Annotated in this window: 12 protein-coding genes; 8 read left to right on the top strand and 4 right to left on the bottom strand. The window is 44.2% G+C overall.

The window, feature by feature from the left end:
* Window positions 1-392: 392 nt before the first annotated feature.
* On the bottom strand, window positions 393-563 hold the full coding sequence (locus IRB79_RS00845) for a YbbN family protein (RefSeq protein WP_243506331.1): 171 nt from the start codon (window positions 561-563) through the stop codon (window positions 393-395).
* Between the two features lie 252 nt (window positions 564-815).
* Between IRB79_RS00845 and IRB79_RS00840 the strand changes: the two genes are divergently transcribed.
* Window positions 816-1412, top strand: a complete 597-nt coding sequence (locus IRB79_RS00840; protein WP_243506330.1) for a class I SAM-dependent methyltransferase — start codon at window positions 816-818, stop codon at window positions 1410-1412.
* A 33-nt stretch (window positions 1413-1445) separates the two neighbouring features.
* On the opposite strand, the gene IRB79_RS00835 is transcribed toward IRB79_RS00840, so the two are convergent.
* Window positions 1446-2618, bottom strand: coding sequence for an MFS transporter (locus IRB79_RS00835; RefSeq protein WP_243506329.1), 1173 nt, complete (start codon window positions 2616-2618; stop codon window positions 1446-1448).
* 198 nt (window positions 2619-2816) lie between these two features.
* On the opposite strand from IRB79_RS00835, the gene IRB79_RS00830 reads away from it, so the two are divergent.
* The 6 genes from IRB79_RS00830 to IRB79_RS00805 all read left to right on the top strand — a co-directional run bounded on the left by IRB79_RS00830 (window position 2817) and on the right by IRB79_RS00805 (window position 8413).
* Window positions 2817-4151, top strand: a complete 1335-nt coding sequence (locus tag IRB79_RS00830; RefSeq protein WP_243506328.1) for an MFS transporter — start codon at window positions 2817-2819, stop codon at window positions 4149-4151.
* Window positions 4152-4164: 13 nt separating this feature from the next.
* Window positions 4165-5142, top strand: coding sequence for an ornithine cyclodeaminase family protein (locus tag IRB79_RS00825; RefSeq protein WP_243506327.1), 978 nt, complete (start codon window positions 4165-4167; stop codon window positions 5140-5142).
* 68 nt (window positions 5143-5210) lie between these two features.
* Window positions 5211-5402 (top strand): hypothetical protein, encoded by a 192-nt coding sequence (locus tag IRB79_RS00820; protein WP_221877083.1) that lies wholly within the window; start codon window positions 5211-5213, stop codon window positions 5400-5402.
* A 393-nt stretch (window positions 5403-5795) separates the two neighbouring features.
* Complete coding sequence (locus tag IRB79_RS00815) at window positions 5796-6914, top strand: NAD(P)/FAD-dependent oxidoreductase (RefSeq protein WP_243506326.1); 1119 nt, start codon at window positions 5796-5798, stop codon at window positions 6912-6914.
* Between the two features lie 128 nt (window positions 6915-7042).
* A complete protein-coding gene (gene ypfJ, locus IRB79_RS00810) occupies window positions 7043-7888 on the top strand; it encodes a KPN_02809 family neutral zinc metallopeptidase (RefSeq protein ID WP_243506325.1) in 846 nt (281 codons plus the stop codon).
* A 24-nt stretch (window positions 7889-7912) separates the two neighbouring features.
* The gene (locus IRB79_RS00805; protein ID WP_243506323.1) at window positions 7913-8413 is read left to right on the top strand and encodes a cupin domain-containing protein; all 501 of its coding nucleotides are present in this window, start codon (window positions 7913-7915) and stop codon (window positions 8411-8413) included.
* Between the two features lie 139 nt (window positions 8414-8552).
* Here the strand turns inward: IRB79_RS00805 and IRB79_RS00800 are convergent, their stop codons facing one another.
* Together IRB79_RS00800 and IRB79_RS00795 are read right to left on the bottom strand one after the other, a co-directional pair.
* Complete coding sequence (locus IRB79_RS00800; RefSeq protein ID WP_243506321.1) at window positions 8553-10046, bottom strand: peptide MFS transporter; 1494 nt, start codon at window positions 10044-10046, stop codon at window positions 8553-8555.
* Between the two features lie 232 nt (window positions 10047-10278).
* The gene (locus IRB79_RS00795) at window positions 10279-11547 is read right to left on the bottom strand and encodes a GGDEF domain-containing protein (RefSeq protein WP_243506319.1); all 1269 of its coding nucleotides are present in this window, start codon (window positions 11545-11547) and stop codon (window positions 10279-10281) included.
* 469 nt (window positions 11548-12016) lie between these two features.
* Here IRB79_RS00795 and IRB79_RS00790 point away from each other — a divergent pair, with 469 nt between their 5' ends.
* Window positions 12017-13198: a ParM/StbA family protein gene (locus IRB79_RS00790; RefSeq protein WP_243509688.1), complete on the top strand. Its 1182-nt coding sequence runs from the start codon at window positions 12017-12019 to the stop codon at window positions 13196-13198.

The raw sequence follows: 13198 nt of genomic DNA, 5'->3' as shown, positions 1-13198 counted from the left end.
GCTGGGAAATCACCCCTATTAAACTGCTTTAAAATAATCAAGATCCAACATCCTTACATACTTGATTCATAGTTTGTAAGGACTTTCTATTGAAAAGTATAAAGAAGAAAGAACATTCTGTTAATTGGGGAAATTAAAAGGCGATTTAAGTGTTAAATCTGGGCTAAAAGGATTAGATTTCGATAAATTGATGGATTATTGGGAGCGTTAGTAGGTATTTATGACAATAAAATTTGGGGTTATTTAATAGGAGAAGAAATTAATATTCTACTTAACTGCAAATCTATCAATTTTAACCTTAGAATTCTTGTGCTTATGCAATGTTGATTTTTTTTAAACCTTCAGCTGAATAGTCAAAAAGGACCAGCGGAAAAGCACCGCCAGTCCTTGCTTTATACATCAAAAACACCCTCATAGATCCTCTTCAAATCATCACGAAGCTTCTCGACCGGTATGAACCGCGCCTCCCTCAGAACTTCTCTTCCATCCAGATATAAGGCAATCACAGGCACTGTAAAAGCCATGAGGAACCCGGCTATCTCAGTGACCTTACCTGCATTCACAAATCGTGCTTCTATACGGGGATAATCTTTCAACACTTCCTCAACCTGAGGAAGCAGGCCATGACAGACGCTTCAGCTGTCAGTCAGCACGTAAATAAGGCCAAGCTCAGCACTCTGAATAAACTGATGCACCTCTTCCATCGCTGTCAGCTCTTTCATCGTCATCCTCCTCTTCTGCTGGCATTTTTTCCATTATACAATAGGATTTCCATAACCACTTCTAGAATACCTTATCAGGAAGGAGTGGTTATATTGGCAAATCTATGGGAAGAAAAGTTCTCCACAGAAGGATACTTATATGGCGAAGAGCCAAATGAATTTATCAGAGAGCATGCGTGGCGGCTTGAGGGGCACAAACGAGTTGCTGCTTTGGCCGAGGGTGAGGGCCGAAATGCTGTATTCCTTGCCAGGCAGGGGCATGAGGTAACCGCATGGGATTATACACAAAGCGGGTTAATGAAAACACAGCAGCTGGCTGAACGCCACCATGTCAGAGTAGAAACTGGGCAGAAGGATCTCATTCATGATCCTGTTCCATCGGGGGAGTATGATGCTTCGATTATGGTTTTCGGGCATTTTCTGAAAAAAGATCAAAAGACTGTTTTCGATAAGCTGGTTTCCGTTGTAAAGCCGGGTGGAATCGTCATGCTTGAAGTCTATTCGGAGGATCAGCTCCTCTATGGAACAGGCGGACCGAAAAGTGTTGATATGGTGTATGATCCCGCAGATCTTCTCCAATGGATTAAGAGCTATAAAGTCCTTCATTTCTTTTATGGCGAACAGGAGAGAGTTGAAGGAAAAGGCCATACAGGTACGGGGCATGTGATTCAGGCTATATTGCAGAAATAGAAAAAGGAGGCATGAGCGGCCTCCTTTTCTGTTTTAAGATGTAATTGATTGGGTTCTGTTTACCTTGGCAGAATAAACACGATACAACACGAATGCCAATCCGGAAAGCAGGATTCCCGAGATGTATGGGGCACCGATGCTCATGGTAAAAAGCCAACCGCCAAGCGGGGGCCCGATAATGCGTCCCAGGGAGTCAAATGATGACAGCAGGCCGGTCGTGCTGCCGTGTCCAGTCTGAGATGTCTTTGTCAGCAGGGAAGACACGCTTGGGCGGATAAACCCATTTCCGATGCCGAATACTGTTAAGAAAATCGCTGCTGTGGTAAAACTGTCGACAAGGAGAATAAGTCCAAAGCCAATGGCGGAGATGATGATCCCTAGCTGAATCACAGCTCCTTCTCCATACTTTTTCGTCATTCTTCCTACCAAACCGCCCTGCACAAGGGCGCCTCCAAATCCCATAATCATAAAGATATAGCCAAGCTCCACTGTGCCAAGGCCAGCCTTGTCAGCTGCAAAATACGCAAAGGTTGCTTCCAGACCTGCCAGTGACAACGAAACAAATAGCTGAAGAATAAACAAAATTCCAGTGTTCCCGCTTAAGGCTGTTAAAAGTCCTGGACGCTTAGCAGTTCCCTGACTGCGCTGCTCTGGTGAAAGGGATTCTTTCAGCACAAGCATGACAAGAAAAAAAGTAATAAACGAAGATGTTCCTGCCGCGTAGAAAGGAATGTTCAAACTTTCCCGGGAAAAGATGCCGCCGATTGCCGGCCCAAAAATAAACCCCAAGCCCACTGCAGCTCCAATGATCCCCATCCCTTTTCCGCGGTCTTCTTCAGATGTAATATCTGCAACATAAGCCATGACTGTCGGCATATTGGCAGAAGACAGGAAGCCGCCGATGATTCTGGCAGCAAACAGCATCCAAAGCTCAGTGGATAAGGCCATCATGAAAAAAGACAGGCCAAGGCCAAAAATGCCGATCATAATGACCGGTTTGCGTCCGATTTTATCGGAAACACGCCCCCACATAGGCGCAAACAGCAGCTGCATCAACGAATAAACAGCCATTAATAGGCCCAGTTCAGTGGGTGAGGCCCCTAATTCTTCCGCATAAAAGGGGATGACAGGAATGATGATTCCAAACCCCACCATAACAAGAAACATAACTGCGAATAAAAGAGGCAGTGCTTTTTTTGTATTCAACGTGTTCACTCCAGTTAAGGTCAAATTCCATCTAAGTATTATGATTATAACAAAAACATTCCCATACTTTCACCTTAGGGATTGGGCAGGTAAATAAGTTCTATTTATTAGCCAATTTTAAAAATATATTGAAATATCAAAATAATATAAACTATGATGAACTTGTACATTTTTACAGTCAAGAGAGGGGGAAATGGATTGGAAAAGAAATTAGAAAAGAAAGTGCTGATCGCAAGCCTGATCGGAAGTTCCATCGAATGGTTTGATTACTTTTTGTATGGGACGGTTGCTGCACTTGTATTTAATCAAATGTTTTTTCATAGCGATGACCCGGCCGTTGGATTGATGCTGGCGTATGCCTCTTTCGCACTTGCTTTCTTCATCCGTCCGCTTGGTGGTGTTATTTTCAGCCATATCGGCGATAAAATCGGCAGAAAGAAGACCCTTGTCCTCACACTGTCCCTTATGGGTGGTGCAACAGTTCTCATGGGCTTTTTGCCTACCTACGATAATATAGGCGCGGCAGCACCGATCCTGCTGATCATATTACGCTTAATACAAGGTATTGGGCTTGGAGGAGAATGGGGCGGCGCACTGCTGCTTGCTGTTGAGTATGCCCCAAAAAATCGGCGCGGCTTTTTTGGAAGCATTCCGCAAATGGGTGTCACCATCGGAATGCTCCTTGGAACGCTTGCCTTATCCATCATGACTTTATTGCCTGAAGAGGCCTTTTTATCATGGGGATGGCGTGTACCGTTCATTCTAAGTGCCCTGCTGGTCTTTTTTGGCCTATGGATCCGCAAAGGCATTGATGAAACACCATCCTTTAAAAAGGCCCAGGAGAAAGGCGAAATCGCCAAGATTCCGTTTGTGGAAACGATGCGAAGCCATTGGAAGGAAGTATTGATTGCTGTCGGCGCAAAAGTGGTGGAGACAGCTCCATTTTATATCTTCGGAACCTTTATTGTTTCCTATGCGACAACACAGCTTGGGTTCTCGCGCACCGTTACCCTGAATGCCGTTACGATTGCAACAATTATTACTACTATTCTAATCCCTATCATGGGAAAACTGTCTGACAAAATTGGCAGGAAAAAGCTATATGTGGGCGGAACGGTCCTGATGATGCTTTATGCCTTTCCATACTTCTGGCTGCTTCACCAGGGTTCGGCAGTTCTGCTGGTTGTGGCTACCATATTGGGTCTCGGCATCATCTGGGCTCCGATCACCGCTGTACTTGGGACGATGTTTTCTGAAATATTTAAGTCTAACGTCCGCTATACCGGCATCACACTGGGCTATCAAATAGGGGCCGCTCTGGCAGGAGGAACCGCTCCTCTCGTTGCAACTGCCCTGCTGAATGCCTATGACAATTCCTATGTTCCTGTAGCGTTATACATCATGCTTGCAGCCGCCATCTCTTTAATTGCGATTGCATCCGTCCGTGACCGAAGCAATCAGGACCTTGATTCTGATCTGCCAGGAGATGATTCATTCCATACAGGCTTCGGACAAACCGATCAAAAAGCTTAGAAAGGTAGATTTCATGCTTTTATTATCTGAAAAAGAAATCAAATCCATCTATACGATGGAAACAGCCATTAAGGATCTGGAAAATGCCCTGGTTCATAATCTGGAGGGGAAAATTCAGAATCCCCATAGAACTGTCCTGGATCTTCCGGAGAAAAAAGCCTCTGCCCTTTATATGCCGAGCGCCATGCCGCCAATTGGAAAAACGGCTGTGAAGGTGGTTACCATCTTTCCGGAGAACCCTGCAATCGGCAAAAAAACCACTCAGGGAGTCATTTTATTAAGCGATACGGAAACAGGGGAACATCTGGCATGCATGAATGCTTCGTACCTGACAAGACTCCGGACCGGTGCCGTGAGCGGCATTGCGACTAAGCATCTGGGGAAAAAATCGGCAAGATCTGTGGCCGTGATTGGCTGTGGGGCAATGGCTGAAGAGCAGCTGCATGCCGTATTGGAGGTCCGCGAAATAAAGGAAATTTTCCTTTACAACCGGACGGCTGCAAAGGCACATGAGTTTGCTGAAAAATTTGATGAATTCAACGGTCCGGTGACCATATTGGAAAATGCAGATGAAGCTGTTTCCCTTGCGGATATTATCATCTGCAGCACCCGCTCCGAAAAGCCTGTGTTCTCAGGCAAGGCCCTCCGGCCGGGTACGCATATTAACGGGGTAGGCTCCTATCTTCCGCATATGCAGGAAGTCGACTCAGAAACACTGCTGCGAAGCTCTAAAATCGTCGCAGACACCTTGGAAGGGGTCAAAGACGAAGCAGGTGATTTCATAATTCCTGCCACCGAAGGCGTTTGGAGCTTTTCGGACCTTCACGGCGAAATCGGACAATTATCAGCCGGAATGATCGCAGGCAGAGAAAACGATGAAGAGATTACCTTATTTAAATCAGTCGGCATTGCCTACTTTGACCTTGCTGTGGCTGCCGCCGTTTATGAAAAAGCAATTCTCGAGGGCATCGGAACAAAGGTGGACCTGTAAAAAGGTGAATAGTGCCTGAAGCTTTGGAAAATCTATATCTATACTTCTAAAAAAAAGGAGAGATAGGGATGCCAAAGCAGCCGAACAAAGTAACAGAAGAACAGCAGATCGTAGCTGCCCAAAACCAGGCGGAACAATTTAAAAAAGGAATGGACACAGAATTTGCCCTTGAAGAAAACGTCCAGGATGCGGCAGCCAAAAGCCAGCAGTATCAGGCACAAAACCAGCAGCCGACTTATGAACCGAATAAGCCATTTTAATGGAGCTGCATGATGGGTTTTATGCCTGTCATGCAGTTTTTTTGTATGGAATAATTCGCTGGACAAAGGATAGCGGGCAGAAAGGGAATTTTTTAATTGCTGGATCAGGATATAGGCCGGAAATTAACTTTATCAGGGCTTTTCGCCAGGTATATCAGTCAGAATTTAAATATATCGGTCACTTTGCCAAGGATATCGGTCAAAATTTGATTTTATCGGCCACTTTTTTAAGGATATCGGTCAGAATTCCACTTTATCGGTCGCTCCGCGTCCCAGCAGCTTTCCAGCACTATCACTGTGCAAATGTGACTAAGCATCTGCCATGATTTTTTTGTGCGCTGCCCCAAACTCTTGTAAAATAAGTGGCAAACAAGATCGCAAAAAGGAGTCATTATGAAAAGTCATATTATCATTGGTGCAGGAATTCTGGGGGCCTCTGCAGCCTACCATTTGGCTAAGGCAGGAGCGGAAGTCACGGTTATCGACCGCAAAGATCCTGGGCAGGCCACAGACGCAGCGGCCGGAATTATATGCCCCTGGCTGACACAGCGGAGGAATAAGGCCTGGTACGCGCTGGCCAAAGGGGGAGCGGCCTATTATCAAACACTCATCCGGGAGCTTGAAAAAGACGGCGAGACAGAGACGGGCTATCAGAAAGTTGGAGCCGTCAGCCTCCATACCGACCCTGTAAAGCTTGAAAAAATGGAAGAACGTGCGGTAAAAAGGCGCGGGGATGCACCAGAAATGGGGGAGATTACACCGTTATCTCCAGACCGGACATTGGAGCTGTTCCCGCCTTTAGCAAAGGAGTATGCCTCTGTACATGTAAGCGGCGCGGCGCGCGTCAACGGCCGGGAACTAAGGGACGCCCTGCTGCGGGCAGCTGAAAAGCATGGTGCAGAGCTGGTGCATGGCTCAGCTGAACTCTTGTGTCATGGAGATGAGGTCATGGGAGTCAAAGCCGGCAGAAAACAATATGAAGCGCAAAGTGTCATTGCAGCGGCTGGAGCGTGGGCTGGGGAGCTTTTGAAGCCGCTTGGTATTCAGTTGGATGTGAAGCCGCAAAAAGCCCAGATTGTCCATCTCCAGCTTGAAGGGGAGGATACAGGCAACTGGCCGGTTGTGATGCCGCCAAACAATCAATACATTCTGGCTTTTGAAGGAGGCCGCATCGTCGTTGGTGCTACCCATGAAGATGATATGGGCTACGATTTAAGAGTGACAGCTGGCGGTCTAAATGAAATTCTTGAAAAAGCTTTAGCAATAGCCCCTGGATTGTCGGATGGAACGTTCACAGAAGCACGTGTGGGCTTCCGTCCCTATACACCCGGGTTCTTGCCCATTATCGGCCCCATTCCGGGCATAAAGGGTCTATACTTAGCAAATGGACTTGGAGCCTCAGGGCTGACCGCAGGGCCGTTTCTTGGCGCCCAGCTGGCCAAGCTTGCTCTCGGGCAAGAGGTGGATATTGACCTGAGCCTCTATGATCCGGCTGGCGCGATAGAAGAATAATAAGAGAAAAAAGGTGCCTGTTTGCTGCAGGCACCTTTTTTTACTTCTGCTAAGTTAATAAATCCCCTCAATTCGGGTATACACTAATGAAATGAATGATAAATGGCGTTTCATTAGGAGGCTGAATCATGAAGTGGAAAGGCAGAAGAGCGAGTTCTAATGTAGAAGACCGGAGAGGCATGGGCGGAGGGGGAAAAACCCTGATCGGCGGTGGCCTGGGCGGAATTATTATTGTATTGTTATTTACCTTCCTCGGTGGTGATCCGGGTGAGCTTTTAGGCAATATGGCCGGAACTGACTCTGGTACAGCTGTGCCATATGAAGAGTCAGAGCAGGAGAAAGAGCTTGCTGATTTTGTCTCTGTTGTGCTGGCGGATACAGAGGAAGTCTGGACGGAAATATTCGAAGAGCAGGGATTGCAATATGAGGAGCCGACCCTTGTTTTATACTCAGGCAGCGTACAGTCTGCGTGCGGGGCAGCGTCCTCTTCCGTAGGGCCCTTCTATTGTCCAGGCGACCAAAAATTGTACATTGATTTAAGCTTTTACGAAGAACTCCAAAGGAAATTCCAGGCTCCTGGTGATTTTGCCATGGCCTATGTCATAGCCCATGAGGTAGGGCACCATGTGCAGACGCTGCTTGGAACGACTGAGGAAATCATGCCGCTCCGCCAGAGAATGAGTGAAGAAAAGTTTAATCAGTATCTTGTCCGTTTTGAATTGCAGGCCGATTATTATTCAGGTGTTTGGGCCCACCATGCCCACGGAATGGGATATTTAGAGGAAGGCGATCTGGAAGAAGCCCTGAATGCGGCAACGGCAGTAGGGGACGACACTCTTCAAAAACGGGCGCAGGGCTATGTAGTTCCGGAAAGCTTTACTCATGGAACGTCAGAACAAAGAAAGTCATGGTTCTACAAAGGATTCCAAAACGGAACCATCAAAGGTGGAGACACGTTTAAACAAAGTAATTGAGGCAATTCGAAAGGAGCAGTTCAAATGAATAGCCAAATCCAAACATTCCAGCTGGCGGATGATGGGCAAATACCCAACAATCCGGACCTCCCTGTTATCATCTACAAGGCCGTTTTTAAGGACCAGCCTGATGAAATAGAGGCGGCTTTTAACAGACATCAATGGACCGGCAGCTGGACGGGCGGGGTGTATGATTACCACCATTATCACAGCAACACTCATGAAGTACTGGGTGTCAAAGCAGGACAAGCCACCGTCCTTATCGGCGGTGACCAGGGCGAGCGTCTTGAACTTCACCAGGGCGACGTCATTCTCCTTCCTGCAGGCACAGGACATAAGAATGCTGAAAGCAGTCCGGACTTCGAAGTCGTGGGTGCCTATCCCGGCGGAACAAGCCCGAATATGAAGAAAAAAGACCCTTCAGACCGTGTACAGGCTCTTGCAGAAATTAAAAATGTCCCGGTTCCGCAGACTGATCCTGTTTATGGTGATGAGGGGCCGATGCTGACGGAGTGGAAAGAATGAAGGCTGCTGTTTACCGGCCCAAATAGAACATTTACCGGCCGATTTTAAAGAAATACCGGCCAAGCAGATTCTAATCCGTGAAATAAACTGCACAAAAAAAGCCAGAAGAGCATAAACTCTTCTGGCTTCCGCTTTTCTATTAACGTACACCCTTCATATATCCTTGAATCTTAGGACTCAACATGAATAGGATAATGGATAACACGATTGCAGCTGCACCAATTACACCGAAATAAGTCATTTCTGTTTCTGGTGAATAGAACTTAACAATCTGTGCATTGATTGCCTGTGCGGCCGCGTTTGATAGGAACCAAAGGCTCATCGTTTGAGCGGAGAAAGCAGCAGGCGCTAATTTAGTTGTGGCTGAAAGTCCGACTGGAGATAAGCAAAGCTCACCAAGAACAACAATAAAGTAGCTAAGAACCAGCCATAATGGACTTACAAGAGAATCTGTTCCGCCTAGGTATGCAGGCAGCAGAATCACAATGAAAGATAAACCGGCAAATAATAGACCCAGTGAGAATTTCTGCGGCACTGAAGGCTGGCGGTCGCCAAGCTTCACCCACAGCCAGGCAAATACTGGCGCAAAGAAAATGATGAACAAAGGGTTTAGAGACTGGAACCATGCCGGTGAAATATCAAGTCCCATAAAGTCAAGCTGGGTACGCTTGTCCGCATAATTCGCAAGAATCGTTGAACCCTGCTCCTGGATAGCCCAGAACATAACAGATGCAATGAATAATGGAATATAAGCAATGATGCGTGAACGTTCCACTTCTGTTGTTTTCGGGCTGCGGTACATTACAGTAAAGTAAATGATCGGAAGACCAATACCAAGAACACCAACAAGGGCAATAAACGAATCAAATGTTAAAAGACCAGTAGGGATGCCGATGGCCACTAAAATGGCAATAACCACAGCACCAAGGCCAATTCTTGTATAAACCTTTTTCTTTTCGCCTTCAGATAATGGATTAGATACATAAGTTCCTGCTAATCCAAGATTTTTCTTTTTCGTTAAAATAAACACTAATAAACCAAAGAACATACCAACAGCTGCAATTGCGAAACCTAGGTGGAAATTATAATTCATTCCAACTGTTCCGACAATTAATGGCGCAAGGAATCCTCCAAGGTTGATACCCATATAGAAAATACTGAAACCTGCATCGCGGCGATTATCTTCCGGGCTGTAAATATCCCCAACCACACTTGATACATTTGGTTTCAATAATCCAGTACCTAATACGATCAGCACCATGGAAACAAAGAACATAGCCAGGCTGCCAGGAATAGAAAGGGCAATATGGCCGAGCATGATTAAAATTCCGCCATAGAACACAGCTCTGGAGGTTCCGAACAATCTGTCGGCCATCCATCCGCCGATGATCCCTGACATATACACCAATGATCCATAAATGGACATGATTGCTAAAGCTGTAGGCTCATCCAGGCCTAAACCGCCTTTTGAAACCTCATAGTACATATAGAATACAAGGATCGCTCTCATTCCATAATAAGAAAAGCGCTCCCAAAATTCAGTGAAGAAAAGTGTGAACAAGCCTTTAGGATGTCCAAAGAAACCTTTTTGAGGCACACTTTCAACAATTTTCTGCCTATTAAAATCTGACATGTTTCATCCTCCTTTTAGCTATTCTATAATATCTTTCATAGTTCCTAATTGTCAAAAAAAATTTTATGTAACGATGGTTATTATTGACTTTTCAGGCAGAATAAATTGATTTTTCCTGAGAATTAAATAAATGAATATTTTTTTAGAATAATAACAGTATTTAAACTGTTCTAAAAAACAAAGTTATTCCCATAAAAAAAGCCGCTCAAACTGGCGGCTGCTGTAAATATTCCTATGCGTTTGTAAGTATTGCTTCTTTGTGGCTATGCTGATGGATTGGCTCTTCCCGGCATGATAGCCTGTTTTTTCCCAAGTCCTTGGAATGCAGAAGGAGCTGGTCTGCGTATACATAAGCTTTTTCAATAGAAAGCAGCTCGTTCACTTTATAGTAAAAAAGTCCAAAGGATGCCGTGTAGGAAAGAGAAATGGACTGCTCTTTAAAATCTGCATGAAACGTGCTGTTTTCAATGCCTTTGCGTATTTTCTGAGCTAAATTCAAGCATTCTTCATATGACCTGAACCTCATAATTATTGTAAATTCCTCTCCGCCGCTCCGAAATAAGTAATCATCTTTAGAAAGGTAGCTCTTCAATGAATCGGCAAAGTGCCTGATTGCCTGGTCGCCCACGGCGTGGTTATAGCTGTCATTAATCCTTTTGAATTTGTCGATATCCGCCACTACAATCCCGATGTATTCCCCCGATTGATTGAGTTCCGTCATTTTTTTATCCATATAAGCACGGTTAAAAACACCAGTAAGAAAGTCGGTATAGGCCATCTGCTCAAATTTATCGCGTTCGATTTTATTCTGCAGCATCTGCGATTTCGACAGGAAGGAGCGGCTGACAAGATAATTAAGTATAAATAGACTTATGAGCATTTCCCATTTTCCCTCATTCAGGAATAACAGCAAAAGACCATTAGTAAAGGCAATCTTCCCCATATCCAGCACACTTCTAGTTTTGATAAAATCAATCGCTTCCTGCTTCGTTTTAATATCTCCTGTCAATTTAAACACGGTAATCAGGAAAATGTCTGAAAGCATGGATGTTACGGTAATCAGCATCAGCATGACTATCCAAAAACCGAATGCCGCATCCTGAAAGAGGGGATATAGCAGATTGAATAAATAGAATGCGATAGAGTTGCTCATCACAAAGGAGCCAATGTTATAAAATGTATGGAAAAATTCATCCGGATCGTCTGTTTTTGTGTGTTTTTTATAAAAATAAACGCTAAATCGATAGATGGCTTCAAATATTAATAAACCCAATGGCCCTGTAAAAAGCCCAATGGAGAGACTGTAATTAATCCCATAATCGATCGAGGTATTTCCGTTTCTGCTGATAATCCGCAAATGGTGATACAAGCAGGAAAACAGCAGGTATATGACCAGGGCCTTTATATAGGCAGAGCTCTCGACGATGATCCCGTCCGAGATAACAGCGATGAAAAGTGAAACACTAAAAAGCGTAACCATAAATATTCTGGAGCCTTGCATCTTTCTGTACTCCTTTGCCTATTGTTATACCTTTATTTTAAAGGAATTTTTTTCTAGAAAGTAGACAAATTTAATATATTTTCTAAATTTTTTAATATTAATCAGTTTAATTGTTTTCTCCTGGAGGCAAGCAGGATATTATTGCATCTCTTAAACTATCAAATTTTATGAAAAACACCAAATGAATTTGCGTGTAAACAAACTTGAATACAAGTATGCAATAATGTTTACAAATGTATTCAAAAATGTAAACAAGTATACAAATAGGTGTACATGTTGGCATATAAGGATGTGTGCAACATTGTTTACATGTATACGGAAAGTGTATACAATGTAGGTATAAGTTTACAATTTGTTTACGTCATTACGCTTTGATTACTTTTTATTGCCTCTCATTGATTAATCTCTCAATCTGAATTACTCTTAAAACAACAGATCTATATTATGGAGAATGAAAGGATTGAATGATTTGACGAATTCAAGAATTGCAGCAGTTGACGTAGGAAACGATTCTATTAAAGCAATCTTTGGGAAATTGGATTCAGAATTAAACATACCGAATGTAATTGCGAGAGATGTTGAGGACCGCCCGGTTATTGGGATTGAAGAACTTGACAGCAAAAATCCGCTTGAAGGCATACATATTAGAGTTCACTCCCCTGCCCTGAAAGAAAACAATGCGATTTATCGTGTGGGACACCTGGCAACCAAAAGTGACAACGCTACTGAGTTGGATCCAGGCAGCAGCAAATCCGAAGAAGATCAGACATTAGTCATGCTATTCTCAGCTTTGGCATTGGATGCTGTTCAGAAGGATGGTTCCACAGGCTTTAAAAAGTCCGGGAATGTGATTGATGCCAACTACACACTTGGAACAGGACTTCCACTTCGTGAAGTAAAGGAAGGCAAGGATGCGGGCTACCGTTCCAAATTGCTGGGCTCTGTCCATCAGGTTGAGTTCCTTGTGACACCGAAGTACCAGGGGCAAAAAGTAAATATCAAGTTTGATGAAGTAAAGGTTTATCCTGAAGGATTTGCTGCTTATATCAACCTTGTAATGGATAACAACTTAAACATCATCAATAAGGATTTAATTGATAAGCGTATATTAATCCAGGATATTGGCGGATTATCAACGGATATTGCTGTCATTAAAAACCGCAATGTTGATGATGATAAAGCGCAGGGCTTCAACCTTGGGGTATCTGAAGCTCTAGAATCCATCCGTGAGGAGATTCGTTCGAAGCATGGCGTTGAGCTCGACAGCCGCAGGGATGTCGTGGAAATCATCACGAAAAAGAATGACCGTAATCATATTATGGTAAAGGGAAGCCGGACAAGCGTACATGATATTACAGACCGAATTCTGCTTGACCTGGCTAAGAAGCAGTATCGCCTTCTCCGCAACGTTTGGCTGAAAAACTCCCAGACGGAAATCTGCTACTTTGTCGGCGGCGGCTCTATTGTTCTAAAAGATTATCTGAAAACATTAAATAACAATCTGGATGGCTATAATATTGACTTCTTCGAGGATGAAAAAGAAAGCATCTGGATGATGGCAAATGCTTATTACAAGCTGATCTCTGATTTTTCAAGAAGAACGAATAAAGATAAGGCAGACCAGGATAAAAAACCTGTAAAAGCCAACTAG

Origin of the sequence: Cytobacillus oceanisediminis, from assembly GCF_022811925.1 — a bacterium.
GTDB classification, from domain to species: Bacteria; Bacillota; Bacilli; order Bacillales; family Cytobacillaceae; genus Cytobacillus; species Cytobacillus oceanisediminis_D.
Note: the sequence above shows the minus strand (reverse complement) of the source record. Positions and strands in the feature narration are given on the sequence as shown.

Excerpts from the sequence above, each read along its gene's own strand:
- IRB79_RS00795 (WP_243506319.1), bottom strand. The coding sequence starts at position 11,547 with ATGCAAGGCTCCAGAATATTTATGGTTACGCTTTTTAGTGTTTCACTT.
- IRB79_RS00825 (WP_243506327.1), top strand. The coding sequence starts at position 4,165 with ATGCTTTTATTATCTGAAAAAGAAATCAAATCCATCTATACGATGGAA.
- IRB79_RS00805 (WP_243506323.1), top strand. The coding sequence starts at position 7,913 with ATGAATAGCCAAATCCAAACATTCCAGCTGGCGGATGATGGGCAAATA.
- IRB79_RS00820 (WP_221877083.1), top strand. The coding sequence starts at position 5,211 with ATGCCAAAGCAGCCGAACAAAGTAACAGAAGAACAGCAGATCGTAGCT.
- ypfJ (WP_243506325.1), top strand. The coding sequence starts at position 7,043 with ATGAAGTGGAAAGGCAGAAGAGCGAGTTCTAATGTAGAAGACCGGAGA.
- IRB79_RS00800 (WP_243506321.1), bottom strand. The coding sequence starts at position 10,046 with ATGTCAGATTTTAATAGGCAGAAAATTGTTGAAAGTGTGCCTCAAAAA.
- IRB79_RS00815 (WP_243506326.1), top strand. The coding sequence starts at position 5,796 with ATGAAAAGTCATATTATCATTGGTGCAGGAATTCTGGGGGCCTCTGCA.